Genomic DNA, 25,800 nt, shown 5'->3' on the forward strand with positions numbered 1-25,800 from the left:
AACTTGTCCAGACCTTAAATGTAGGGAGCCACCACACATCGCTTGTGCTCGATGTGGTGTGCAAATTCGTCACGGAAATGCTTGATAAATCCTCGAACGGGCATGGCAGCTGCGTCGCCCAGCGCGCAGATGGTACGCCCCATGATGTTGAGCGCCACTGAATCCAGCATCTCTAGATCATCCGCTCTGCCCTGGCCATGTTCGATCCGGTTCACCATGCGATACAACCAACCTGTCCCTTCGCGACAAGGGGTGCACTGGCCGCAGCTTTCTTCATGGTAGAAGTAAGACAAACGCAACAGTGACTTGACCATACAGCGACTCTCGTCCATGACGATGACGGCGCCAGAGCCGAGCATCGAACCGGCCTTGGCAATCGCGTCATAATCCATGGTGGTGTCCATCATGATGTGAGCAGGCAATACTGGGGCACTGGATCCGCCTGGGATCACCGCTTTTAACTTGGCGCCATTGCGCATCCCGCCTGCGAGTTCTAGCAGCGTTGAGAATGGGGTACCGAGTGGGATTTCATAATTACCTGGCCGCTCTACATCACCGGTAATCGAGAAGAGCTTGGTACCACCGTTGTTGGGCTTGCCAACTTCGAGGTAGGCTGCCCCACCGTTGCGGATAATCCAAGGCACCGCAGCAAAGGTTTCAGTGTTGTTGATGGTGGTGGGCTTGCCGTACAAACCGAAGCTGGCGGGGAAAGGCGGCTTAAACCGTGGCTGACCCTTCTTGCCTTCAAGCGACTCAAGTAACGCGGTTTCTTCGCCACAGATATAGGCGCCGTAGCCATGAAACGCATGCAATTGAAAGTTGAACGCAGAGCCTAAGATCTTGTCACCGAGAAAGCCAGCCTGACGCGCTTCTTCGAGTGCCTCTTCAAACCGTGAATAGACTTCGAAGATTTCACCGTGAATGTAGTTGTAGCCAACATCAATGCCCATCGCGAAGGCAGCAATCGCCATCCCTTCGATGACAATGTGCGGGTTTAATCGCAAAATGTCACGATCTTTAAACGTACCAGGCTCACCCTCGTCTGAATTACAGACCAAATACTTTTGACCAGGAAACGTCCGGGGCATGAAACTCCATTTCAAGCCAGTGGGGAAGCCCGCACCGCCACGCCCGCGCAATCCAGAGGCCTTGACCTCGGCAATGACTTCTTCTTGCGTCATCCCCGATGTCAGAATCTTGCGCAGCGCTTCGTAGCCACCTCGTTTGACGTAATCGGCCAGGCGCCAGTTTTGACCATCGAGCCCCGCCATGATTTGCGGTGTGATGTGCCGATCATGCAAGGCCATTGAGGCTGGCAAATCATTGCCTGGGGCTGCGTCAAGCCCTTGAGAATACTTTTCTAACACGGCTGCGGTATTCATGCTGCACCCCCAGTGCTTGCCAGGTCGGCGATCATGGCATCGATCTTTTCGGCAGACATCCGCACGCACATATGCTTGTTGTTGACCAACAGCACAGGCGAATCACCGCAGGCGCCCATGCATTCACCTTCGATGAGCGTGAAGACACCATCAGCGGTTGTCTCTTTCAAGCCTATCCCCAACTTCTGTTTGAGATACTCAACCGTTTTCTCGCCATCGCGCAAGGCACAGGGCAAGTTGGTGCACACTGATATTTTGAATTTCCCAACGGGACGCACATCGAACATGTTGTAAAACGTCGCATTCTCTTGCACCAGAATCGCTGGTTGGCCGAGATAGTTCGCAACATCTTCAATCACTTCGGGCGATACCCAACCTTTCTCGCTCTGCGCAATCGTCAGCGATGCCATGATGGCCGACTGTTTTTGATCAGCGGGGTACTTGGCGACTTCGCGATCGATTTGTTGGTAAGCCTGTTCAGATAGCAGCATCATTTAAATCCGTTATAGATCTCTTGACCGCTTTAGCGATCAATCTCACCAAAAACAATATCCTGAGTACCAATGATGGTCACAGCATCCGCAATCATGTGTCCGTTAGCCATTTCATCCAGCGCTTGAAGATGCGGGAAACCGGGCGCCCGGATCTTCAAACGATAGGGTTTGTTGGCGCCATCAGAAACCATGTAAATACCGAACTCGCCCTTGGGGTGTTCAATTGACACGTAGGCCTCGCCCGCGGGGACACTGAACCCTTCCGTAAACAACTTGAAGTGGTGAATCAATTCTTCCATGTTGGTCTTCATGCCCGTGCGATGCGGGGGAGAGACCTTGTGGTTATCCGACATCACAGGACCAGGGTTGTTACGCAACCACTGGACACACTGGCTGATGATGCGGTTACTTTCGCGCATCTCGCCGATCCGAACGAGATAACGGTCATAAGAGTCACCGTTAGTACCCACGGGGATATCGAAATCCAAACGGTCATAGACTTCGTAGGGCTGCATTTTGCGTAAATCCCAGGCGACGCCCGAGCCACGCAACATCGGGCCAGTAAAACCCAAGGCCATCGCACGTTCGGGGCTAACGACACCGATGCCCACGAGACGTTGCTTCCAGATACGATTGTCGGTCAATAAAGTTTCGTATTCATCCACACAGCCGGGGAAGCGATTCGTGAAGTCTTCAATGAAATCAAGCAAAGACCCAGAACGAGCTTCGTTCATGGCCTTCAATTCTTTGGGCGCGCGGTACTCGCTGCTTTTGCCATATTGCGGCATCGCATCGGGCAAATCGCGGTAAACCCCGCCCGGACGGTAGTAGGCGGCATGCATCCTCGCCCCTGATACCGCTTCATAGCAATCCATCAAATCTTCGCGCTCACGGAACGCGTAAAGAAAGACTGCCATGGCGCCGACATCGAGCCCATGAGCCCCGAGCCACATCAAATGATTCAGCAGACGGGTGATTTCATCGAACATCACGCGGATATACTGTGCGCGCAAAGGAGGGGTGACGCCCATCAACTTCTCGATCGCCATCACGTAGGCATGCTCGTTACACATCATCGAGACGTAATCGAGTCTATCCATGTAGGGCAAGGCCTGCAGAAACGTGCGATGCTCAGCCAGCTTTTCGGTGCCTCGGTGCAGTAACCCGATATGCGGATCGGCCCGCTGAATGACCTCGCCGTCAAGCTCGAGCACGAGTCGCAAGACCCCGTGGGCAGCAGGATGCTGAGGCCCAAAGTTAAGCGTGTAGTTTTTAATATCAGCCATGATTAGCGCCCTACCCCATAACCATCCTCGCGAATGACGCGAGGGATATTCTCACGAGGCTCAATCGAAACAGGTTGATAAATGACGCGACCTGCTTCGGGGTCATAGCGCATTTCAACATTGCCGTACACGGGAAAGTCTTTGCGGAAAGGATGGCCGATAAAGCCATAGTCGGTCAAAATACGACGCAGATCTGGGTGCCCTTCAAACACAATCCCGAACAGGTCGAACGCCTCGCGTTCAAACCAGTTCACACTGGGCCAGACACGAACTAAAGAATCAAGCACCGGGAATTCATCGCTGCTTGCAAAGGTGCGAACCCGCAGCCGCCAGTTGTTGGTGATGGACAACAAATGCGCCACCACGGCAAAACGCGCCTCGGGTTTGATTTCCGCCTGAGCGGCTTCCCCAACACGACCAACGCCGTAGGTCGAGTAGTCGACGCCGCAGAGGTCTATGCAAGATTCAAAACGCAGCGACGGATCATCACGCAGTTTCAAACATGTGTCTTCCCAACGATCAGCAGGCACAACAATCGTCACTTCATCCAACGCCACACTGACTGTTACTTGTGGCCCTAAGACAGTTGCCACCCGTTGTTGCAAGGTTTCTAACCTGGACATATTTCAAGCCTGTTCTGTTTAACTAAGCGCGAGCAATGGTGTTGGTTCTACGGATCTTGTTTTGCATCTGCAAAAGACCGTAAACAAGAGCCTCTGCTGTAGGAGGGCAACCGGGGACATACACGTCGACCGGCACCACACGATCACAACCTCGAACGACAGAGTAAGAGTAGTGGTAATAGCCGCCGCCGTTTGCACAGGAGCCCATGGATAACACCCAACGTGGCTCAGGCATCTGGTCGTAAACTTTGCGCAAGGCTGGCGCCATTTTGTTACAAAGCGTGCCTGCCACAATCATCAAATCGGATTGACGTGGGCTTGGCCGAAACACCATGCCCCACTGATCCAAATCGTAGCGGGCGGCCCCTGCGTGCATCATCTCGACCGCACAGCAGGCCAAGCCAAACGTCATGGGCCACATCGAGCCCGTCTTGGCCCAGTTGATGACCTTGTCAGCACTGGTGGTGACAAAGCCTTGTTTCAAGATACCGTCAATTGCCATATTTGCTCTCTGACCGTGTGGGGATTATTCCCAATCCAACGCGCCTTTTTTCCACTCGTAGACAAAGCCCACGGTGAGGATAGCGAGAAAAATCATTACTGTGACAAAGCCAACCATGCCAACCGAACCGCTTGCGTTCGCCCAAGGGAACAGGAAAGCGATCTCGAGATCGAACAAGATGAAAAGGATAGCAACCAAGTAGTAACGAATGTCGAATTTCATTCGGGCATCGCCGAAAGCTTCGAACCCGCACTCGTAGGCGGATAGCTTTTGTGCATCAGGCCTATTGGGGCCGATCAATGAACCCGCAGCAATCAAAGCAAAGCCAATCAGGCTGCCTACAATGATAAAGAGCAAAACAGGAAAATACTCTTGCAAATTCATCCAGATCATCCATTGGTTGATGACATTTGTAGCTCACAAAACCTCGCAATCTTAACAAAACTCATGCTGTCAGAATTGCGCCTACGAATTCTAGCATTTAGATAAGGGGAATTACTGATGTCCGATAAAAAAACAGGTCACCACAGTGGGTGACCCGTTAAACCCAAGCGTGACTAGCCCAGTTGGGCTAATCCCTTGAGGTAATGCTTAGAATGTGTGACGTAGACCCACTTCAACCTGAGTCGCGTTCAAACCACTAACCATGGCGTAGTTGCTGGTGTACGAACCAAAAGCGTACAAGTTTGTGCGCTTAGAGAAGTTATACGTATAGCCCAGTGAGTAAGTGCTCTGGTTAGACTGCGACACGTACACTGCGTTTTGCGAGAAGGCACTGTTGGGGTTAGCCATTTGCCACGAAGCCAGGAAATTGCCATTGGTGCCGATGGGTGCCGACAAGCCCAGCAAGAAGGCATTGACTGCGACGCCCGGTGCAAAAACGACGTTACCCGTCGTAGCCGCAGAAGGATCGGTGATATCAGAGGTCGTAATCCCCTGCATTTGCTGATTGCCACCAGCCAACAAGCCATTGTATTGGCGACCGTAGTCAGCATAAACCTTGACCACGCCAAAATCGTAGGTACCACCAAGGATGAAGGCATTAACGTTGCTCAGGCCACCAACGATATTTTGGTTAGGATTGAGTTGCTCGTAGGTTGCGACAAGGTACAAGGGGCCATTAGCATACTTCAGACCAGCCGTGAAACCGGTCAGGTTGTTTTGCGTATTAAAGTTATACGTGGCAGCAGCCGAACCTGCGGTGTAACTCGTGGCACCTGTCGCCGTCGACGTTTGATAATAAGAGGCATTACCGGCAGCGAACGAGTAGCCCACTTTGGCCTGGAAACCACTCAGCACTGGCGTTTCATAGCTCAGCAAATTGTCATAGCGATTTGAGTTCCAGGTGAAAGCCGTTGTCGAACCGGTCAAAGCGTTAGCGATCTCGAAGGGATCAGCTTTCAAACCCATGTAGTCATAAGAGACCGAGTTTTGACGACCGAACTTAACCGCCCCCCAAGAAGCACCTTGAACGCCGAACCATGACTGGCGATTAAATTGGCGTGCAGAATCAGAAGCTGAGCCGTTACCGGGATTAAAGCCTTGCTCGAGCTGGAAAATGGCTTGATTGCCACCGCCGAGATCTTCAACACCCTTCATGCCCCAGCGCGAACCAGATTGCTGACCATTGCGCGCGCCGAATTGCGACGTGCCAACGCTGCCAGTCGTGCTGTTGGAATAAGAATAATTTGTATAGGCTAACGCAGCATCGACAACGCCGTAGAGGGTAACGCTGGATTGGGCTGAGGCAACACTGGCAAAACCGACAAGCAATGCCGTTGCTAACAGGGTCTTTTTCATTTAAGAACTCTCCGATGAGTTGGGTGGTTGAAGCAAAAGTAGCAATCTCTAACAACGCTATGCTATTGGCTCAACCTAGTGATCTTTATGACAGCGAAGCGTCTATCGACGTTTGTTCTTTGAAGTGTTGACCACACGACACAAACTGACAAATCAGATCTACGGAAGACCTATCTTATTCGTCATCTAAAAGAAAAAAGCCACCCGAAGGTGGCTCTTTTCGTGTCGAACTAGCCTAAGCTAGTTGCTTGTCTAAGCGTGAGCTTAGAACAAGTGACGCAGACCAACTGTCACTTGAGTTGCATTCAAGCCGCTGACCATCGCGAAGTTGTTTGCGTATGAAGCAAACGTGTACAGGTTTGTACGCTTCGAGAAGTTGTAGGTGTAACCCAATGAGTACACGTTTTCGTTAGCAGTTGACACGTAGCCATTTGCCAATGAAGAGAATGTACCGTTAGGCTGAGCCATCTGCCATTCAGCCAAGAACGAACCGTTAGCGCCAACTGGAGCTGACAGACCGAGCATGTAACCGTTGACTTGAACGCCAGGAGCAAAAATCACTGAACCTGTTGTTGCACCTGATGGATCGGTGATGTCAGCAGATGACAAGCCAATCAATGAAGAAGCACCACCAGCTAACAGACCACCGGTTTGACGGCTGTAGTTAGCGTAGACTTTAACAACGCTAAAGTCGTAGTAACCACCAACGATCAGACCGTTAACGCTGTTCAAGCCACCAACGATGTTCTGGTTGGGGTTGATCTGGTCATACGTTGCTGTCAGGTACAAAGGACCATTCGAATACTTGATGCCAGCTGTAACAGCTGTCATGTTGTTTTGCGTATTGAAGTTGTACGTTGCAGCGCTCGAGCCAGTTGTGTAGCTAGTACCGTTCGAGTTCTGGTAAGCAGAAGCTTGACCTGCAGCAAACGAGTAACCCACTTTAGCCTGGAAACCGCTCAGGTTAGGTGTCTCATAGCTCAGCAAGTTGTCGTAACGGCTTGAGTTCCAGGTGATGGTCGTGGTTGACGAAGCTTGGCTACCAGCGATCTGGAATGGATCGGTAACAACGCCCATGTAATCCCATGCCAATGAGTTCTGACGACCGAACTTGACGTTACCCCAAGCAGCGTTCTGAACACCAAACCATGACAAACGGTTGAACTGACGTGTACCATCAGCTGCTGAACCATTGCCTACGTTGAAGCCTTGTTCGAGGTTGAAAATAACCTGATTACCGCCGCCGAGATCTTCGACGCCTTTCATGCCCCAACGGTCGCCTGACTGGCCACCATTACGCCAGCCGAACTGTGACGTACCGACGCTACCAGTGGTGGCGTTGGAGTAGGAATAGTTTGTATAGCTGAGACCGCCGTCAATAATGCCGTACAGTGTAACGCTGGATTGTGCCGAAGCAGCACCAGCAAAGCCGGCTAGCAGGGCGGCAGCGAGCAGAGTCTTTTTCATTTAAGAAATCTCCGATGATTTGAGTGACAAGAGCAACAAACAGGTTTGTCTGCAGCCCCCCTAACTCCGCTAAGGGAAGTTGGTATCTATTTCATCAAAGTTTCCCATTCGTGGCTATCAACACGTGTATATATCGACCAAATCACGCCAAAACTGTTGCGACATTGCAACAATTTGAGCACTACCACTCGCGATCAGTGACGGCTTTGCTTCGTGTATTGTGACAAAAATAATGCAACTATCAAGACAGACTTGAGCCTTGCATTCATCACCAGAAATACAAATGGCCCGACAGTGATCGTCGGGCCATTCATCTAGAACAGCGACTTTCTAGCTAACTGCTTAGAAAATGTGGCGTAAACCGACCGACACCTGCGTCGAATTCAAACCACTGACCATCGCATAGTTGCTCGCGTAAGAGGCGAAAGCGTACATGTTGGTGCGCTTAGAGAAGTTATAGCTGTAGCCCACGCCATAGACGTTCTCATTCGCAGTTGACACCACACCGTAGGTTGAAGCCAAGCCATTCAGGGTGCCGTTAGGTTGCGACAACTGCCACAGGGCCAGTACTTTGCCGTTCGCGCCGATTGGCGCAGAGATACCCACGTCGTACGAATTCACGCTGACGCCCGGTGCAAAAATCACGCTTCCGGTCGAATTGCTTGCCGCATCGGTGATGTCGCTGGTCGAGATACCCACCATTTGCTGGTTACCACCGCCAATCAAACCACCTGATTGATGGCCATAGTTAGCATAGACTTTAACGACTTCGAAGTCATAGTATCCACCAATGATCAGGCCGCTCACGCTATTTAAGCCGCTGACGATGTTCTGATTAGGGTTGATCTGGTCATACGTCGCAACCAGGTACAAGGGGCCATTGCTATATTTGATACCGGCGTTGAGGGCCGTCATGTTGTTCTGGGTGTTGAAATTGTACGTAGCGCTGCCTGAGCCAGCTGTGTAACTCGTGCCGTTTTGGTAATAAGACGACTGGCCTGCAGCGAACGAATAGCCAACCTTAGCTTGAAAACCACTCAACACTGGGGTTTCGTAGCTCAGCAGGTTGTCGTAGCGGCCTGAGTTCCAGGTCAAGGTGGTGTTTGACGACACCTGGCTGTTTGCAATGGCAAACGGATCGGTAATCACGCCTTGGTAATCCCAAGCGATCGAGTTTTGGCGACCGAATTTGATGTTACCCCAGCTTGCGTTCTGCACACCGAACCATGACAAACGGTTAAAGGCACGTGTACTGTCGGCAGCTTGGCCATTACCACCGTTGAAACCAGCCTCTAAATTAAAAATAACTTGATTTCCGCCACCCAGATCCTCGACACCTTTAAAGCCCCAGCGGTTGCCGGATTGTGACTGAGTACGAACACCGAACTGTGAATCACCGACACTGTTGCCAGAGTTGTTGGTATACGAGTAGTTGGTGTAGCTTAAAGCGGCATCGATGATACCGTAGAGCGTGACGCTAGATTGAGCTGAGGCAGCGCCGGCAAAGCCAGCCAGTAAGGCGGCAGCGAGTAGAGTTTTTTTCATTTGATATACAAATCTCGGATGATTTAAGAAACTAAGGCGATGAGCTGATTTTTGCTTGTCACCCACTAACTCCATCAACGGAAGCTGGTGTTATTTCATCAAAGTTTCAGTTTTATGACCATAGTTCCCACCTTGAAAGTGCGAAAATCTGTAAGCTATTTGGCGTATAACAACAGTTTTTAACATTTGGGGTCAAAACAACAGGGTTTACCCCATGAGGCAATGGCAAAACTTATCTTAGCCTAAGCGCTGAGCAATCGTACGCAATCACAAAAAAGGGAGCAATGGCTTAGCTGCCTAGCTCCCTTCTGACTACCAAAAAGTTAAATTTAACTTTAGAATTTGTGACGCAAACCGACGGTGAACTGTGTCGAATTCAAGCCACTGACCATGGTGTAGTTGCTTGCATAAGACGCAAACGCATAGAGATTGGTGCGCTTAGAAAAGTTGTAGTCATAGCCCAAGCTATACACATTCTCATTTGCCGACGATACAGTCGTCGAATTGGCAGAGAAGGATCCATTGGGCTGAGCCATCTGCCACGACGCTCTGAACAGCCCGTTGGCACCGACAGGCGCAGACAAACCAAGCAAATAACTGTTGGTCGAAACACCAGGTGCAAAAATCAAGTTGTAGGTCGAATTGCCGCTCGCAGACGCATCAGTAATATCAGTGGTCGATACGCCAAGTGCCTGAGTGCTACCGCCGCCCGCCAAACCGTTGTGTTGCTGGGCAAAATCTGCATACACTTTGACGACATTGAAATCGTAATAGCCACCCAGCACATAGGCAGTGATGTTGTTCAACCCACCGACCACATTCTGATTCGGGTTGTACTGTTCGTAGGTGGCAACCAAATAAAGAGGCCCCTTCGAATAGCGAACACCCGCCGTCAAAGCAGTCGTATTGTTCTGCGTATTGAAGTTGTAGGCCGTCCCGGTATCAGACAGGAACGTCGTCGCCCCTTTTGCTGTCGTGGTTTGGTAATAAGCTTGATTGCCGGTAGCAAACGAATAGCCTACCCGCCCTTGAAAGCCATTCATCTCAGGGGTTTCATAGGTCAGCATATTGTCGTTAGTACTCGCGGCCCAACCGATGGTCGAGGTCGACGATACTTGGCTGCCATGAATGAGAAACGGATCAGTCACTTCCCCCATCCAGTCATAGGTTGTTGTCGTTTGGCGACCAAACTTAACGGTGCCCCAGGTTGAATTCCGCCATCCAAAGTATGACCGTTTGTTGAACGTACGCGTGCTATCGGCAGCAGCGCCGTTGCCTAATTTATAGCCAGCCTCAAGACGAAAGACCACGGCATTGCCATCACCCAGGTCTTCTTCGCCCTTCAAGCCCCAGCGATTGCTTTGCTCGGCACCGCTACGAACGCCGAATTGTGAAGACCCCGCGTTGACACCCGCATTGTTGGTGTACGAAAAATTGGTAAAGCTTAAGCCCGCGTCAACAAGGCCATAAAGTGTCACGTTTGACTCTGCGAGCGCAACAGTAGAGAAACCAGCCAACAAGGTGGCGGCGAGAAGCGTTTTTTTCATTGAATTCGAACCAGGATTTTTTATCGTTGAAATGAAGCACAAAACTACGTTGTCGTAGTTCAACCCATCTTGCCAGAGGCAAAGACCGTTCATTACAGCGATTTTTTATGACATTTAGATTACAAATTTTACTTTGAAATGAATAAATAAATAAAAAACAACAGCTAATTAGCCTATAAACCAACTATTTTTAAAAAATAAAAATATGCTTAGCCGAGAGTGTGCTTGGATTTGCCCCCGTATGACAGCACCACTGAGTGCGTGAGGCACTAGGACACTGCAGGTGGGATATTGAAGGTGGCGCTATTGGTGCACAGGCAGACGGGGTCAGAACTGTTGCGACAGCTATGCAGATCAGCCGGTCGGGAGGTGGGCCAATCAAAGGGGATCGATCGACTGGAGGATGGGGTAGCGCCGGGTAGAGCCTGATGATCTAAAGACTGGTGCCGACGGCGAGACTCGAACTCGCACAGCTTTCGCCACTACCCCCTCAAGATAGCGTGTCTACCAATTTCACCACGTCGGCATGAGCACTGCATCTTTAGATCTGTTTGAACGTCGACTTGACTGAACCTGAGAGCTGTCAAGCTGTTCGATGACCGAACATCCGAATTCAAACTAAGCCAAAAATTGTAGCACGCATCGATTGCATTCAATGCGCGCCAAGGCAATTTATTTGGAAACTGGTGCGGTCGGCATCGTTGGCGCAGGTACAATCGGCACCGTTGCGGGTGCGACTGAGGGCGCAGCGGACGGGACGGATGACGCGCCAGGCAAAGATGGCACGGCCGGTGTCGCGGGCGTTGCTGGTGTGCTTGATGGTGGTGTTTGCGTGAAATTCTGCATCACGCCTGTATCCTGCCCTCTCGTGCCGCGATTAGAAACATAGGCCAAGCCAATCGTAGTAATGAAAAAGACAACGGCTGCCCACTTGGTTGCTCGTGACAAGAAGTTTGCTGCTCCAGTGGCACCGAACAGGCTACCGGCGGATCCGCCCCCGAAAGACGACCCCATATCGGCGCCCTTACCTTGCTGCAATAACACCAGCGAAATAATGGTGAGCGACGCAATGATCTGAATCACCAACAAAATATTAAACATCAACGACATTGAAAGACTCCGAAAACCAATCTGATGAATCAGGCGCCGATGCGCAAGAATTCTTCAGCAATTAAAGATGCCCCACCGACTAACGCACCGTCGATATCAGGCATTGCAAATAAACTGGCCGCGTTACTCGCTTTCACGCTACCACCATACAAAACTTTGACCGCGGGGGTGCCAGCAGCATGAAGCGCCTTGCGAATCCCGGCATGCACCTCTTGCGCTTGCTCTGGCGACGCGGTGCGCCCCGTACCAATGGCCCACACGGGTTCGTAAGCGATCACCATCTTGTTGAGCGACTCGGCCCCCAGCGCAATGACTGGGGCCAACTGTTGTGCAATGACTTCGTGCACCTGCCCTGCATCGCGTTCAGCCAGAGACTCACCCACACAAACCACTGGAGTGATGCCCTTAGTAAGCGCTGCATTTGCTTTGTCTGCGACGAGCTGACTACTTTCACCGTGCATTGAGCGACGCTCTGAATGACCAACCAGCACCCAATCACACGCAAAATCTTTGAGCATATAGGCGGCAACTTCACCGGTATAAGCCCCAGCCTCGTGTGCACTGACGTCTTGGGCACCATACGTGATGGCACTGCCCGTCAAGGCTTCAGACGTTTGCGTCAAGTAAGGGGCTGGGACGCAGACCGCAAACTGGATATTGGTCTTGGTTGCCTGCGCCGCAAACCCTGCGCGCAGATCGGCCAGCAGTTTGGCGTTTGAGGCCAAGCTGCCGTTCATCTTCCAGTTGCCCATGACTAGAATTGGCTTAGCGCCAACGCCAGCGGCATCACTTGAATGAGGTGCAGAGGAAACAGTCATGATCATCTTATCGACAAATTTGTCAGCTAACCTAGCATTGTAGCCTCATATCCGCCGCAAATGGGGTATGATAACGGGCTTAGCAGGAAGCGTGGCCGAGCGGTTTAAGGCACCGGTCTTGAAAACCGGCGAGGGTTCACGCCCTCCGTGAGTTCGAATCTCACCGCTTCCGCCAAGAGCCCCAACTGTGGGCTTTTTTTTCGTCTATGCAAAACGCAATGAGCGGGCCCTACCCCTTGGACGCCCCGATTTGAGCGATCCATCACCTTCAGCCCCTTTGCGTTACAGTCAACTATTACAATTACAACGAATTGTTTCTGACGCATGGCGCACCTCGCGATACCTAGTCTCCCCTACCCCAATGAGCCAACAGCAATATGACCGAGAGAAAGGATGAGAAGCTAATTGATGCCGAGAAGTTGGCGTCTGCACTTGATACATTTGCGAATGAACGTGATTGGCGTCAGTTTCACTCCCCTAAAAATCTAGTCATGGCATTAAGTGGCGAGGTTGGCGAACTCACCGAGATCTTTCAATGGATGAGTGAAGGCGACTCTTGGGAGGCAGCGCGTCATCCAGGCACTGCGAACAGCGTTAAAGAAGAAATAGCAGATGTACTGTTGTATTTGGTGCGACTGTCATCAGTTTTAGGGATCGATCTCAACCAAGCAGCCGCCGATAAATTGGCGCTCAATGCCATCAAGTACCCAGCCGAACAATCACGTTGTTCAAGCAAAAAATACACAGACCTCTAGACTAAGGTGTCACTGTGATCGTCTACGAATCAATAAAACGACAATTCTTAAAGGATCATGACGACAACAACATTGAGGATGTCATTCTTCAATAACAAATAGCTAACCGGGTTAAGGCATTGGGATCAACGTTCAGTAACCAAGATGCCATTGTCTCAACATTTGTCGGTGGCGGATAAGAGGAGCAAGTGGTGCTAAGGAAATTTGCCCATAATCAGCTTGGTCGTGACTTCGTCCTCGGCGATCTGCACGGTGAATACGATCGCCTTCAGCAATTGCTTAAGATGATTCAATTCAACGAATCCACTGATCGCATGTTCTCGGTTGGTGATTTGATTGACCGAGGACCAGAATCAGACAAGTGCCTCACGCTGCTCGATGAACCTTGGTTCTTCGCGGTCAAAGGCAATCACGAAGATATGCTGGTAGATGCCTACCGAGATCCCGCTCACGGGCCCGATTTTTGGCATCAAAATGGGGGGATGTGGGGCAAATCGCTTGATCGTGATCAATTGAGGCGATACGCAGAGAAACTCAACAAGCTACCTGTTGTCATCACTGTTGGCCACCTGAGCAATGAAGAACTCGCCAACGGCAGTAGTTTGAATGACGACATGGCCGACATCAAATGCAACGAGCATCGTTTCAACGTATTTCATGCTGAATTCTTCGGCAACGATGAGCAACTCGACGCAGGGCAATACACGATTACTGTGCACGAGCGTCTACTTTGGGGTCGTGGCATCCTAACCGCAAACAAGCAGTCCAAAAAACTGCCGGCGCACCAGACACCAGGTCTCTCTCCCTCCTTTTGCGGTCACACGCCTGTGCCAAAACCTATACGCATCGGTTCACACATTTTTATTGATACGGGTTGTGGCAAATCCAAGTCACAGGGTTACCTTAGTGCCGTGAACCCGAGAACAATGGAGTTTTTTCATTATTAGCTAACCGGTTATCAAGACCGAGAACGCCCTCACTCGGTTACCCGGTACCAATCCTTCAAAATCGCCAACTCGTTATCCCATCCCGACTTAGCGGTCCTCAACGACTTGAGGTTGGCTGAGTTAGACGAGCCGTGGTAGAGCGGCACGATGCAATGGGCGTTGCATACAAGGTCATTCATCTGAATGAATAGCGCCGCACGTTTGACGGGATCCAGCTCATGCTGCGCAAGACCGTACAGCCGGTCGTATTCGGGGTTCACATAGCGCGATAGGTTACGCCCCTGCCATTTGTTGGCTTTGCAAGCAACTTCCGTTGAAACGAACTGATCCATAAATCGCTCAGGGTCAGGTTGCACTTGTGTCGTCGTATACATCTGCATATCGGCATAGAACTTGAGGTAGATGTCGTCGTTGCCGATATCAGTCGAGAAGAAGACCGATGGCGCGACCTGTTTCAGATCAACGTCAATACCTGCCTTCTGAAAAGCCTGCTTGATGATCTGTTGACACTTTTGGCGCGGGGCATTGATTGACGCCTGAAACAGCAGCTTAAACGGTTGACCGTTTTTGCTTCGAATCCCGTTAGCACCCGGCACCCAACCGGCCTCATCGAGTAGCTTTTTCGCCTTCTCGATGTTGAATTCTGATTTCGTATTTTTAGACACGAATTGTGGCGGGCCGTTTTCGAAATTGGCGGTCACGCGAGCGGTTCGGCCATAGATGAATTTCTGAATACTTTCTTTGTCAATCAGCAACGCCAGTGCCTCACGCACTTTAGGGTCAGACAAAATCGGGTGTGGCGCTTTAATACTAGAGCGCTCGCCATCCACGTCTTTGAATGGGTCTGTTTGATTGAACACAACAAGTTCAACGTTACCACCCCATCGCAATTTCACAACGCCCTTGCCTTCTTGCTCAAGGCGTTTGAGCACTTCGTCATCGACTTGCAGACCCCAAGCGTAATCAAACTCGCCGGTTTGCAACACTGCGCGGGCCGCTGAGGTCGAATCCCCCCCACCCTTGAGCTCGATGCTATCAAAGAACGGGCGATTCGCTTCGTGGTAATTCTGGTTGATCACCCCTTTGAGCATATCGCCTGGTTTGAACTCAACAAACTTGTAGGGCCCTGTGCCAACGGGTGCAAAGTTTGTTGGCGCTTCACGCGACTTGGTGCCGGTATAGTTTTCAAACAAATGCTTGGGCAAAATGCAGCCATAAATACCGCAGTAAGGATCGGACCAGAACGGCGTCGGCTGCGGGAAATCAATCCGAACCGTATGGTCATCGATCTTGGTAAATTTGCGACCCCGGTACGAACCAATCGAAGCCGAACTCGTCTCTGGGTTCGAGACATAGCTGGCGGTAAACACAACATCATCTGCCGTAAAGGGTTTGCCGTCGTGCCAGGTCACGCCCTTTTTTAAAGACCAAATGACCCAAAGGCCGTCTTTCGAGACACCACCGTTCTCAACACTGGGGATAGTTTCAGCCAATATAGGAATCAGGCCACCGTCATTATCAAAAGCGGCCAGCGGTTCGTAGAAAATACGCGAGCTCTCCTGATCTTTGGTACCCGAGGCGAAATGCGGATTCAGCAGCGTCGGGGCTTGCCAGAACAGGACTTTCAGTGCACCCCCACCCCCTCGCTTGGTGGGCGGATAATCAGCTTGGTAGGCCGCCTGCGCAACGCCTGCATGCGCCAACAACTGGGATGCGATCGGCGCGGTCAAACCTACCCCAACCATGCATCGAAGAAAGCGCTGCCGAGACATCTTGTGGCTTTTTACGCAATCGATCAGCTGATGAATCTCGTTTTCGTTCATATCGTTAATCCTCGCTGGCCTCCGATTTTGACATCTGAGTTTTAATGTCGCATCACCTCTGCAACCCGATCCGCAAACACAGACAGACATTCTCTCTGTCTTTGCACTGAATACTGGCTTCTCAATCGTCTGACTTGCTCAATCAAAGCGGGTTGCTTTGGCAAACCGTTGTCCACCTCGTCGATCTTTTGAATGACAGCGAGCACAAAAGCGTGAATATTGCTGCTCTCAATGACTTCAAACAGAGGTGCTTCAAAATATTCTCTTGCGCCTTGCCCAGTATAGCCAACCACAACATTGCCACAAAAGGCGGCCTCAAGGGGGGGTAGCCCGAAGCCCTCCAAATCACAAAAAGACATAAAGATTGAACTGGCGCTCAGCGCCCTGGCGACAGCGTCTGCCTTCAACTTACCGATCTCAACGAGGGCCCAGTCGGTTGGCAAGTAGGGTTGTAAAAAATAACAAACCTTGGCCGCGTGATCAGGTAGCCGATGACTCATATAGGTCACGGATTTTCGACGCACTGGTGCGGCCAGATCGCGATCAAGATAAACCTCACCGACGCTCGGTAGCACTTGAAGGATTTTGCGAGGATCAAGCGTGGGGTAAGCCAGCAGGATCATTTTTGTCGTGTCTGCCGAGATCGACAAAATCACCTCAGCACTTTCGTATATGCGTTGCAAATTCTCAAAGCCGAGCGGCCAGCGGCCATTCATCATGATGTAACAGCGCCGTTGCTTGATGACGGAACTCACCGCTCACGTAACCAATATTTATTTTTTCTTTAGCTTTTATCTGAACACCTGGTCGAACTTGACCGGGGTGCATGGCTTTTGAATACACCTGCGCGGCTTTCTTCAACATCGCTTCTGACTCAGCCCATCCTTGATAGGCGAAAGGCTGCACGGTGAGTTGATGTTTCTTGACGTCTTTATCAATCTGTTTGAGCATGGACTCGATGCCAGTCCAGTGACAACCGTGCATTTTCATATGCAAGAGCAATCCGCGCAGCATGGGTGCATCGGGTACTCGGGCGTAGAGATCGCTTAAGACATGAACAGCAGCTTCAATTTGCTTAGCTTCGAACAAAAGGTTGGCAAGGTTAATGCCCGCATCAACGAAATCCGGTTGCAGACTCAGCGCCTGGCGATAGCTAGCTTGCGCGTCGTCAAAGCGCTTTAACGCAGTGAAAATGACACCTAAATTGAAATGCGACAAACCTCTGAGCGGGTCTAATACTGCAGCCTTCTGATAAGCAACCAGCGCCCGATCCAAGTTGCCCGCCTCATGGCAAGCCTTGGCGAGGTTGTCCCAGGCAGCGGGCAATGATTCATCCAGGGTGAGCGCATATTCAAACTGTGTGATCGCCGCAAGCGGCTGAGCCGATCCAGCCAGACTGATGCCGTAATTGAGTTGCGCCCAGACAGATCGCGGATCGAGCGTGATGGCTTTCTGGTGAAACGCCAAGGCCCTGTGGTGTTGACCGAGAGCAATCAAAGCACAACCCAAGTTGTAGTTGGCACCAAAGTCGTCAGGCTTTAGCTTAGTCGCTTTAAGCAAAAAACTGACGCTTTCGGTCGCCTTACCTTGCTGCAGCAAAGCCATACCAAGCAAGTGCTGAACATCAAAATGATCTGGTTGTTGGGCCAGCACTTTCCTCAGGGCTTTTTCAGCGTCAGCAAAACGCCCTGACTGAAGATAGCCAACCGCAACTTGTAACGGGGACTGCGAAGCACTCGTCATTAATGTTCAAAGCGCCCTGATAGACAGATTCACCTTAATCCCAGTCGTTACTGCCGTCGCCACCACCGTCATTGCCACCACCGTCATCCCACGACGAGGCATCATTTACCCCGAAGTTCTGCCCGCCCATGTCAAAGGGCTGGGGCGCAGGGTTATCCCAAGACGGATCAGGCTGTGCCGCATAGGCAGGAGACATGAAATCATTTGAACCCCTGTCGTGATGACCGTCACCCATGACACGATGCATCAGCGCCTCGCCAGCGACAACCCCAGCGCCAAGGGCGGCACCGGTTGCCAAGCTGCCCATCAGACCTGAACCCAGTCCCCCGGCAGCAGGTGCAGCAGGTGCTGGCGGCGCTGCGGGTGGATAGCCCATCGGTTGGCCTGGCATCCCACCCGCGGGGCCCGCCGGTGGCACAGGATTACCAAAACCGCGTCCAAACGTCGGTGTAGGGCCAGCACCGTTGGTCGGCATGGGTGCGTAGGTGGGTGCTTGTTTGCGGCCGAAAGCAACATATAACAACACCCCCATCAACGCCAAGCCACCGATGACCCAGCCCCACGGGAAGGATGGTTTGACCTGTTGCACGACGACTTGCTTGACCTGATTCGCACTCGCTACAACGCCGCCTGAAGCAAGGTACTTGCGCAGAGCTTGCACGGCCTCGGGCTTCTCACCCGGCAGGCCGGGCGAGAGTTGCTCAGCTGTCGCCAATTCGGCCTTGGCGCGATCGAGTTTGCCTTCTTTGGCAAAAATCTCGGCCTGTACAAAATGTGCCTTTCCACTGTTGGGGTGATCTTTGAGCACCTGATCCATCATGCTCTGGGCGGCTTTGAAATTACCCGATTGCGCCGCCTGATATACCTCTTGCATACTGGGTTCTGCGGCAATCGCCTGCCCCATGACACAAGATAGTGCTAATACAAACGCAGACATCAGTCCAATCATTGAACGACGTAACATAGCGCAAACTCCTGAAAAAGAACTAAACATACAATACCGCAACAATTCGTTACATGGGGGTGGTGACCGCAGTTCACAAGCCCCCTTTTTCACATCAAGTATGAGTGAATCCCCTAGGTTTTTGTCTTAGGTATGACCTCAAACTGGAGGATTGGTTCAGATTACCCCTACAAAGACGCGTGCCAAGTAGCGAAAAACCGATAAAAGTCGCACAATAGGGTCTATGGTGACAAACACGGCACTTCAAACCACAGTCGCAGGCAATGCCCCTTTAATCGATCGCTTCGGACGACGGATCGAGTACTTGCGTCTATCTGTAACAGATCGTTGCGATATGAAGTGCACCTATTGCCTACCGAAAAGCTTCAAGGGCTACCAAGAGCCAAAAGACTGGTTGACGTTTGACGAAATCGAACGTGTGGTCCGTGCTTTTGCCAAGCTGGGCACATCAAGAGTCCGTTTGACCGGCGGCGAACCGCTGCTTAGACGCAACTTGCCCGATCTAGCCGCGCGGTTAAGCGCTTTGCCAGGTATCGCAGATTTATCGCTCTCGACCAATGGATCGCGTCTACCTGAATTTGCCACCGCCTTGCGTGCCGCTGGCGTGCGTCGCTTGAATATCAGCCTTGACAGTCTGGATCGTGAATGCGTCACACAAATTACCGGCCGCGACTCGATCGACGACGTCATGGCAGGGCTTGACGCAGCGCAGGCAGCTGGTTTCTCACCGATCAAACTCAATATGGTGGTCATGCCTGGTGTAAACGCGCACGAGGTAGAAGCCATGGCGAAGTTTTGCATGGACAGAGGTTTCATCCTGCGACTGATCGAAACCATGCCCATGGGTAGCACGGGCTTGGGCTCTGGTTATACGCCCTTAGGTCCTATCCTGGATCAATTGCGCGACAAATTCGATTTGATCCCCGAGATTAATAAAGAAATGGGGGGTGGGCCAGCACGCTATTGGCGCACACAAGACGGTCGTGGGCAGATTGGTTTAATTACGCCGATCAGTCAACATTTCTGCGAAACCTGTAACCGCGTTCGGCTCTCAGTCTCTGGCACGCTATACATGTGCTTGGGGCAGGAAGAGAAAGTTGAGCTTCGTCCCATGTTGCGCGACGGTTGCTCAGACGAAGACTTGGTTCAACGCCTGAGGGAAGGCATTGAGCTCAAGCCTGAGAAGCATGAGTTTCGTGAAGCGCCCACCAAAATTATCCGATTCATGTCGCAGACTGGCGGCTAAGTTTTCGCTGTTTCGGTTCAACATAACGTTTGTTTTTGCCCCTTCGGCTTGCGTGAGTATGCAGACCAAACAAAGCATACAATCGGCCTATGAAACCACGTGTCCAATTACTCGATTTCGACGCAGCAAGGCTGCACCTTCTTGAGCAAGCTCTTGAGCCTGCTGCCGAGTGCCGTCCGACGCTGAGCGTTCAGCTGCTTGATGCGTTGGGTCGTGTGTTAGCCGAACCGGTCGTGTCACCGATCAACGTTCCGGGCTTTGATAATTCAGCGATGGATGGTTACGCACTCAATGTCGCTGATTTCGCGTCATTACCCGAGAGCTTCGCCGTGACTCAACGTATCGCAGCTGGGCAGACAGGCGTTTGGCTCGAACCGAATACGGCTGCGCGGATTTTTACTGGCGCACCCATCCCGCAAGGTTGCAACGCTGTCGTGCCCCAAGAGCACACAGCCGTCGAAGGGACAGACGTCAAACTCACTCAAAGGATTGAACTAGGTCAAAACGTTAGGTTTTGTGGCGAAGATATTAAGGCTCAATCCGAAATCTTGCCGGCTGGCGTCAAACTTGGGCCCCAGCATCTGGCCATGATTGCCTCGATCGGTGTTGCAACCGTCGCGGTTTATGAGCCCTTGAAAGTGGGCGTTTTTATGACCGGCGACGAGCTGACCGAACTGGGTCAACCCCTGGCACCCGGGGGCATCTACAACAGTAATCGCTATGCCATCGTGAGTCTGCTCACTAAGCTTGGTTGCGTGGTCAGTGATTACGGCATTGTGCGAGACTCAGCCCTCGCCACTCGTGAAGCTTTGACGAAAGCGGCCGGTGAAAACGACGTCGTCATGACCTGTGGTGGTGTTTCAGTGGGTGAAGAGGATCATATCAAAGGTGCTGTGCAGGCGTTGGGGCAACTTGATCTCTGGCAGATATCCATGAAACCAGGCAAGCCCTTGGCTTACGGCAAAGTGGGCAAGGCTGACTTTATTGGTTTACCGGGCAATCCCGTCAGCGCCTTTGTGACGTTTTTATTGATGGCACGGCCTTTTTTATCCAAACGCATGGGTTTGAAAGATTTTGACCTCAAGTATCTTGAGGCGGTGGCTGGCTTCGACTGGCCTCGCCCGGATGGCCGCCGCGAATTTTTGCGAGTCGCACGCAAGATTGATGCCGCAGGTAAAACCGTGCTTGAGCTTTATCCCAATCAGGGCTCTGGGGTGATGAGCAGTCTTGCTTGGGCTGAAGGCCTGGCAGATATTGCCGCCGGCACTAAAATACAAAAAGGCGACACGCTGCGCTATCTGGCACTGTCAGACTTACTGAGTTAACTCATGGCCTGCCCCGTCACGCTGCTTTATTTCGCGCAATTCAGAGAACTCTTCGGCTGCAGCCAAGAGAAGCTAGAGCTGCCCGACGACATCTCGACGCTGAGCGACCTCCTTCATTGGCTGTGTGAGCGCGGCGGGGTCTGGCAAGAGCAATTGGGCGGTGACAAGGCCTTTCGGATTGCCTTGAATCAAGAAATGGTGGAGATCACTGCGATCATTCCGGCGAATGCAGAGATTGCACTTTTCAAACCCGTGACGGGTGGCTAAGGAATCAGCACGATGACGAGTCAAATGAGCGATGTGCTTGAACTGATATCCACGAGGATCTCTGTCGCCGTACAAGCCGAGGATTTCGATCTGGCGAAAGAACACACAGATTTGCTCGCAGGTGATCAAAGTATTGGTGCAGTGGTCAGCTTTATTGGTTTGGTACGAGATCTGAATCTCGCAGACGATGTCGTTGCGCTTGAGCTCGAACATTATCCTGGCATGACTGAGAAAGCCCTGTGCCAGATTGCGACCCAAGCGTCACAGCGTTGGCCTTTGCAGGCGGCTCGCATTGTGCATCGCGTCGGTAAAATGTATCCCGGCGATCAGATCGTGATGGTACTCACAGCCAGCCCGCATCGACATGACGCCTATGAAGCCAATCTATTCATGATGGACTATCTAAAAACAGAAGCCCCCTTCTGGAAGAAAGAATGGACACCCACAGGGCCGCGCTGGATTGAAGCGCGGGAAACGGATTCAGTCGCTGCCACCCGTTGGTCTCGAACATAAGCAACCCACGATCGCCAAATTCACATTGACTACTTTCGCTTCCACCACTAAAGCTGACATGACAGATCCAAATCCTCTAGAACCCATCGACGAACCGGCTTTTTACTACGAAGCCTTGGTGTTAGCAGGTGGCCGTGGCAGTCGCATGGCGGGTCGGGATAAGGGTTGGATCATGTGGCAGGGACATCCTTTGATCGAACACGTCCTGGATCGCTTAAAGCATCAAAGCGTCGTGCCGCATCGAATCACCATCAGTGCCAACCGCAATCTCGATGCGTACGAACAGACCGGTAATGTGGTGCTGACGGATGATCGACCAGGCTACCTCGGGCCACTGGCTGGGGTTGAGTCAGCGTTATTACGTTGCCGACAACCCTTGCTCTTGGTGCTGCCCTGCGACACGCCAGCTGTCCCGCTGGACCTCGCTGAGCGATTGCATCAAGCACTAGCGGATCAGCCGAGCGCTCGAGGGGTCTATGCCACGACGGCCGATGGCCCGCATCCTCTTTGCTGTTTACTCAAACCCTCGGTGGGGCCTTCATTGTCGAAGTTTCTGGATGCTGAACCCGGCAGAATTGTCGACTGGCTCAACGCAGCGGGTGCCATTGCTGTTCATTTCGATGAGGCGAATGCCTTTATGAATTTTAATGACGCGACAATGCTGCAAGAAAAGGATCAGTCATCGTGAGCGCTGATCTGACCCATTTTGATGCAGCGGGCCATGCGCACATGGTGGATGTGTCAAACAAAAATGAGACTCACCGCAGGGCGGTAGCCAGTGGCACAATAACCATGCATCCGGCGACCTTTGCAAAGCTGGCACAGGGCACTGCAGCCAAAGGCGATGTTCTAGGCGTAGCGAGACTGGCAGGGATTATGTCGGCCAAACAAACAGGCACGCTCATCCCGCTTTGTCATCCCCTGCCTCTGAGTCATGTGTCGGTCGAGTTCAGCCTGAACGAGACCAGCAGCGTAGTGACCTGCACGGCGACCACAGAAACCGTTGGCCGCACCGGCGTTGAGATGGAAGCCATGACTGCCGTGAGCGTTGCCCTGCTCACTATCTACGACATGCTAAAAGCGGTAGACCGTGGCATGGTCATCAATGCGATTAAATTAATTGAAAAACATGGCGGAAAATCAGGGAGTTGGGTGGCCGATACCTAACTCAGTCGGCATTGCAACTTAACGACTAAGCCGTTGCTCGCGGCAAAGAGAAGGGTTATTGCGTGGTCGTCCACAAGTCTCAACTTTGTCGTACAATCTGCCCCTTAGAAAAATCCTGACCCACAGGATAGCTACCCCGCCCGGGTGGTGAAATTGGTAGACACAAGAGACTTAAAATCTCTCGCCTTTACGGGTGTACCGGTTCGATTCCGGTCCCGGGCACCAGACAAGCGCGCAAGACGTCTGACGTACCGTCAAGTTCAATGCTGCAGAATCTTAGATAAAAATTGAATGGCCCGATCGCTTTTGGGTTGAGTAAAAAAATCTTCTTTCGCAGCGTCCTCAACAATTTCACCCTGATCCATAAAGATCACTCGATTGGCGACTTTACGGGCAAAGCCCATTTCGTGGGTCACGACCATCATGGTCATCCCTTCTTTAGCCAAACCCACCATGACATCCAACACCTCACCCACCATTTCAGGGTCTAGTGCCGAGGTAGGTTCGTCGAACAGCATGACATGCGGATCCATACTTAATGCACGCGCGATGGCGACGCGCTGTTGCTGCCCACCAGACAGTTGCCCCGGAAACTTATCTTTATGGGCAGTCAAGCCTACCCTATCCAACATCTTCAAGCCACGCGTCAGTGCATCTTCTTTGCTTCGCCCCAAAACTTTGACCTGAGCCAAGGTCAAATTCTCGGTCACGTTCAAATGCGGAAACAATTCAAAATGCTGAAACACCATGCCGACTTGGCTGCGCAGTTTGGGCAAATTGGTCTTCGGATCGTGAACCGGTTGCTCATTAATAAAAAGTTTGCCTTGTTGAAATGGTTCGAGCGCATTGACGCACTTAATCAAAGTGGATTTACCTGATCCCGAGGGCCCGCAAACCACGACCACTTCGCCTCGCGCGACATGTGTTGTGCAATTTTTCAAGACATTAAAGTTACCGTACCATTTTGATACATCGTCAATGACGATCATTTTTGCTGACATGATGGGTCTCTAAATTAAGCAACAGCCAAACGACGCTGCAATTGCTTTACAGCAAATGACGCGACAAACGAAATCACAAAATAAACAATGGCAGCAAAGAGATACATTTCGACGAGACGACCATCTCGTTGCGCCACCTTGCTTGCTGCCCCCAAAAAGTCTGTAATTGACAGGACGTAGACCAGGGACGTATCTTGAAACAGCACAATCGTTTGTGTGAGCAAAAGCGGCATCATGGATCGGAAAGCCTGTGGCAGAACGATATACGCCATCACTTGCAGGTAGGTCATCCCGAGTGCTCGTGCTGCATTGGTCTGCCCACTGGGCACAGCCTGAATGCCGGCCCGCATGATCTCTGAGAAGTAAGCCGCCTCAAACAACGAGAAGGTTACAAAGGCGGACGTCAACGCCCCCACCGTCATAGGTCGAGCGGCGCCTGTCACCCACTGCCCGATGTAAGGCAACAAAAAATAGAACCAGAAAATAACCAAGACCAACGGCAACGCGCGAATCAAATTCACATAACCCGTGGCAATTTTCTGCAGCACGACAAACTTGGATAATCGCATCATCGCGATCAAGGTCCCCAGCACAATGCCGCTGGCCGCGGCGAGTGCGGTCAGCGTCAAGGTAAAACTCATCCCATCCCGCAAGAGATACATCCAAGATCTGGCGATGACATCAAAATCGAAATTGCTCAACACGACCTAACCGCCTTTAATGAGTAGCAGCGCTGGGTGGATGCCCCAGAAACCCGGGCACAGCCACTGCACGTTCAAGTTTGCGCATTAAAAAGGTCACCACCAAATTGGTCACCAGATATAAGAGTGTTGCCGCTGTAAACGCCTCGAACACTTGGAAAGAAAACTCTTGCATGGATCGAGCTCTGGCGGTGAGCTCCATTAAGCCGATTGTCAACGCAACCGATGTATTTTTAATCGTGTTGAGAAACTCAGACGTCATCGGGGGCAACATGACCCGCAAAGCAATTGGCAACAAAATGTAGCGGTAGGTTTGTGCCAGCGTTAAGCCCATTGCGATCGCGGCCAGCTTTTGACCCTTCGGCAACGACAGGACACCAGCGCGCACTTGTTCGGCGACACGTGCCGACATGAACAAGCCCAAACCCACGACAGCCGTGTAGAACGAAGCGTTAGGCATTTGTTTGATCATGTCCCCTAAGTGCTTGGGTACGAGCTCTGGGATCACGAAATACCAGAGAAACAGCTGAACCAACAAAGGGATGTTTCTAAATAACTCAACATACGCATTACCGAGCAGGCGCCCAAAGCGGTTAGGTAAGGTGCGCAACACACCCACCCCCAAACCAAGCACAAACGCGATGACCCAAGCGCAGACCGCCGTGATGAGCGTCCAGCTCAAGCCCGACAGCAGCATCTGCAGATAAGAGCCTTGCCCTTCTGGCGACATCTCAAAGAGGATGCCCCAATTCCATTTGTAATTCATGGTGCTCC

Annotated in this window: 27 protein-coding genes and 3 tRNA genes; 10 read left to right on the plus strand and 20 right to left on the minus strand. The window is 51.7% G+C overall.

Annotated elements, in window-relative coordinates; genetic code table 11:
* Nucleotides 1-14 precede the first annotated feature (14 nt).
* From nuoF to tpiA, 13 genes are all read right to left on the minus strand, one after another.
* Complete coding sequence (gene nuoF, locus AC1W8Y_RS06095) at nucleotides 15-1,382, minus strand: NADH-quinone oxidoreductase subunit NuoF (RefSeq protein ID WP_482013585.1); 1,368 nt, start codon at nucleotides 1,380-1,382, stop codon at nucleotides 15-17.
* The gene (nuoE, locus tag AC1W8Y_RS06100) at nucleotides 1,379-1,873 is read right to left on the minus strand and encodes an NADH-quinone oxidoreductase subunit NuoE (protein WP_482013671.1); all 495 of its coding nucleotides are present in this window, start codon (nucleotides 1,871-1,873) and stop codon (nucleotides 1,379-1,381) included. The genes nuoF and nuoE overlap by 4 nt, the downstream gene beginning before the upstream one ends.
* Before the next feature lie 32 nt (nucleotides 1,874-1,905).
* Nucleotides 1,906-3,162: an NADH-quinone oxidoreductase subunit D gene (locus AC1W8Y_RS06105; protein ID WP_482013586.1), complete on the minus strand. Its 1,257-nt coding sequence runs from the start codon at nucleotides 3,160-3,162 to the stop codon at nucleotides 1,906-1,908.
* A 2-nt stretch (nucleotides 3,163-3,164) separates the two neighbouring features.
* Nucleotides 3,165-3,785, minus strand: a complete 621-nt coding sequence (locus AC1W8Y_RS06110) for an NADH-quinone oxidoreductase subunit C (RefSeq protein ID WP_482013587.1) — start codon at nucleotides 3,783-3,785, stop codon at nucleotides 3,165-3,167.
* Nucleotides 3,786-3,807: 22 nt separating this feature from the next.
* Nucleotides 3,808-4,287, minus strand: a complete 480-nt coding sequence (locus tag AC1W8Y_RS06115) for a NuoB/complex I 20 kDa subunit family protein (protein ID WP_106227940.1) — start codon at nucleotides 4,285-4,287, stop codon at nucleotides 3,808-3,810.
* A gap of 24 nt (nucleotides 4,288-4,311) precedes the next feature.
* Entirely contained in the window at nucleotides 4,312-4,671 is a 360-nt protein-coding gene (locus tag AC1W8Y_RS06120; protein ID WP_482013588.1) for an NADH-quinone oxidoreductase subunit A, read from the minus strand.
* A gap of 207 nt (nucleotides 4,672-4,878) precedes the next feature.
* Complete coding sequence (locus AC1W8Y_RS06125) at nucleotides 4,879-6,087, minus strand: porin (RefSeq protein WP_482013589.1); 1,209 nt, start codon at nucleotides 6,085-6,087, stop codon at nucleotides 4,879-4,881.
* Between the two features lie 264 nt (nucleotides 6,088-6,351).
* A complete protein-coding gene (locus AC1W8Y_RS06130; RefSeq protein WP_482013590.1) occupies nucleotides 6,352-7,554 on the minus strand; it encodes a porin in 1,203 nt (400 codons plus the stop codon).
* 342 nt (nucleotides 7,555-7,896) lie between these two features.
* The gene (locus AC1W8Y_RS06135; protein WP_482013591.1) at nucleotides 7,897-9,099 is read right to left on the minus strand and encodes a porin; all 1,203 of its coding nucleotides are present in this window, start codon (nucleotides 9,097-9,099) and stop codon (nucleotides 7,897-7,899) included.
* A 335-nt stretch (nucleotides 9,100-9,434) separates the two neighbouring features.
* Nucleotides 9,435-10,646, minus strand: a complete 1,212-nt coding sequence (locus AC1W8Y_RS06140; RefSeq protein WP_482013592.1) for a porin — start codon at nucleotides 10,644-10,646, stop codon at nucleotides 9,435-9,437.
* 441 nt (nucleotides 10,647-11,087) lie between these two features.
* Nucleotides 11,088-11,172 (minus strand) — tRNA-Leu (locus AC1W8Y_RS06145).
* Between the two features lie 146 nt (nucleotides 11,173-11,318).
* On the minus strand, nucleotides 11,319-11,756 hold the full coding sequence (secG, locus tag AC1W8Y_RS06150) for a preprotein translocase subunit SecG (protein ID WP_482013593.1): 438 nt from the start codon (nucleotides 11,754-11,756) through the stop codon (nucleotides 11,319-11,321).
* A gap of 29 nt (nucleotides 11,757-11,785) precedes the next feature.
* Nucleotides 11,786-12,574, minus strand: a complete 789-nt coding sequence (gene tpiA / locus AC1W8Y_RS06155) for a triose-phosphate isomerase (RefSeq protein ID WP_482013594.1) — start codon at nucleotides 12,572-12,574, stop codon at nucleotides 11,786-11,788.
* Nucleotides 12,575-12,659: 85 nt separating this feature from the next.
* Between tpiA and AC1W8Y_RS06160 the strand changes: the two genes are divergently transcribed.
* From AC1W8Y_RS06160 to AC1W8Y_RS06170, 3 genes are all read left to right on the plus strand, one after another.
* Nucleotides 12,660-12,749, plus strand: a tRNA-Ser gene (locus tag AC1W8Y_RS06160).
* 202 nt (nucleotides 12,750-12,951) lie between these two features.
* A complete protein-coding gene (locus AC1W8Y_RS06165; protein ID WP_482013595.1) occupies nucleotides 12,952-13,329 on the plus strand; it encodes a nucleotide pyrophosphohydrolase in 378 nt (125 codons plus the stop codon).
* Nucleotides 13,330-13,520: 191 nt separating this feature from the next.
* Nucleotides 13,521-14,276, plus strand: coding sequence for a metallophosphoesterase (locus AC1W8Y_RS06170; RefSeq protein ID WP_482013596.1), 756 nt, complete (start codon nucleotides 13,521-13,523; stop codon nucleotides 14,274-14,276).
* Between the two features lie 29 nt (nucleotides 14,277-14,305).
* On the opposite strand, the gene AC1W8Y_RS06175 is transcribed toward AC1W8Y_RS06170, so the two are convergent.
* From AC1W8Y_RS06175 to AC1W8Y_RS06190, 4 genes are read right to left on the minus strand one after another with little or no spacing between them, the layout of a single operon-like run.
* A complete protein-coding gene (locus tag AC1W8Y_RS06175; protein ID WP_482013597.1) occupies nucleotides 14,306-16,099 on the minus strand; it encodes a peptide ABC transporter substrate-binding protein in 1,794 nt (597 codons plus the stop codon).
* Nucleotides 16,100-16,140: 41 nt separating this feature from the next.
* The gene (locus AC1W8Y_RS06180) at nucleotides 16,141-16,818 is read right to left on the minus strand and encodes a glycosyltransferase (protein ID WP_482013598.1); all 678 of its coding nucleotides are present in this window, start codon (nucleotides 16,816-16,818) and stop codon (nucleotides 16,141-16,143) included.
* On the minus strand, nucleotides 16,787-17,842 hold the full coding sequence (locus AC1W8Y_RS06185; protein WP_482013599.1) for a tetratricopeptide repeat protein: 1,056 nt from the start codon (nucleotides 17,840-17,842) through the stop codon (nucleotides 16,787-16,789). The genes AC1W8Y_RS06180 and AC1W8Y_RS06185 overlap by 32 nt, the downstream gene beginning before the upstream one ends.
* A 34-nt stretch (nucleotides 17,843-17,876) precedes the next feature.
* Nucleotides 17,877-18,806 (minus strand): tetratricopeptide repeat protein, encoded by a 930-nt coding sequence (locus AC1W8Y_RS06190; RefSeq protein ID WP_482013600.1) that lies wholly within the window; start codon nucleotides 18,804-18,806, stop codon nucleotides 17,877-17,879.
* A gap of 223 nt (nucleotides 18,807-19,029) precedes the next feature.
* Here AC1W8Y_RS06190 and moaA point away from each other — a divergent pair, with 223 nt between their 5' ends.
* From moaA to AC1W8Y_RS06225, 7 genes are all read left to right on the plus strand, one after another.
* Nucleotides 19,030-20,052, plus strand: a complete 1,023-nt coding sequence (gene moaA / locus AC1W8Y_RS06195; protein WP_482013601.1) for a GTP 3',8-cyclase MoaA — start codon at nucleotides 19,030-19,032, stop codon at nucleotides 20,050-20,052.
* Between the two features lie 89 nt (nucleotides 20,053-20,141).
* The gene (locus tag AC1W8Y_RS06200) at nucleotides 20,142-21,377 is read left to right on the plus strand and encodes a molybdopterin molybdotransferase MoeA (RefSeq protein ID WP_482013602.1); all 1,236 of its coding nucleotides are present in this window, start codon (nucleotides 20,142-20,144) and stop codon (nucleotides 21,375-21,377) included.
* A gap of 3 nt (nucleotides 21,378-21,380) precedes the next feature.
* Nucleotides 21,381-21,644: a MoaD/ThiS family protein gene (locus AC1W8Y_RS06205; protein ID WP_482013603.1), complete on the plus strand. Its 264-nt coding sequence runs from the start codon at nucleotides 21,381-21,383 to the stop codon at nucleotides 21,642-21,644.
* 12 nt (nucleotides 21,645-21,656) lie between these two features.
* Nucleotides 21,657-22,157: a molybdopterin synthase catalytic subunit MoaE gene (gene moaE / locus AC1W8Y_RS06210; protein ID WP_482013604.1), complete on the plus strand. Its 501-nt coding sequence runs from the start codon at nucleotides 21,657-21,659 to the stop codon at nucleotides 22,155-22,157.
* Between the two features lie 58 nt (nucleotides 22,158-22,215).
* Nucleotides 22,216-22,845, plus strand: coding sequence for a molybdenum cofactor guanylyltransferase MobA (mobA, locus tag AC1W8Y_RS06215; protein ID WP_482013605.1), 630 nt, complete (start codon nucleotides 22,216-22,218; stop codon nucleotides 22,843-22,845).
* The gene (gene moaC, locus AC1W8Y_RS06220) at nucleotides 22,842-23,324 is read left to right on the plus strand and encodes a cyclic pyranopterin monophosphate synthase MoaC (protein ID WP_482013606.1); all 483 of its coding nucleotides are present in this window, start codon (nucleotides 22,842-22,844) and stop codon (nucleotides 23,322-23,324) included. Before mobA ends, moaC begins: the two co-directional genes overlap by 4 nt.
* A gap of 138 nt (nucleotides 23,325-23,462) precedes the next feature.
* Nucleotides 23,463-23,549: transfer RNA gene (locus AC1W8Y_RS06225), tRNA-Leu, on the plus strand.
* A 35-nt stretch (nucleotides 23,550-23,584) separates the two neighbouring features.
* Here AC1W8Y_RS06225 and AC1W8Y_RS06230 read toward each other — a convergent pair.
* The 3 genes from AC1W8Y_RS06230 to AC1W8Y_RS06240 are packed head-to-tail and all read right to left on the minus strand — an operon-like array spanning nucleotide 23,585 to nucleotide 25,792.
* Nucleotides 23,585-24,313: an amino acid ABC transporter ATP-binding protein gene (locus AC1W8Y_RS06230; RefSeq protein WP_482013672.1), complete on the minus strand. Its 729-nt coding sequence runs from the start codon at nucleotides 24,311-24,313 to the stop codon at nucleotides 23,585-23,587.
* A gap of 26 nt (nucleotides 24,314-24,339) precedes the next feature.
* Nucleotides 24,340-25,026, minus strand: coding sequence for an amino acid ABC transporter permease (locus tag AC1W8Y_RS06235; RefSeq protein ID WP_482013673.1), 687 nt, complete (start codon nucleotides 25,024-25,026; stop codon nucleotides 24,340-24,342).
* 16 nt (nucleotides 25,027-25,042) lie between these two features.
* A complete protein-coding gene (locus AC1W8Y_RS06240; protein WP_482013607.1) occupies nucleotides 25,043-25,792 on the minus strand; it encodes an amino acid ABC transporter permease in 750 nt (249 codons plus the stop codon).
* Between the last annotated feature and the right edge of the window lie 8 nt (nucleotides 25,793-25,800).

Source organism: Jezberella sp. (genome assembly GCF_964834465.1).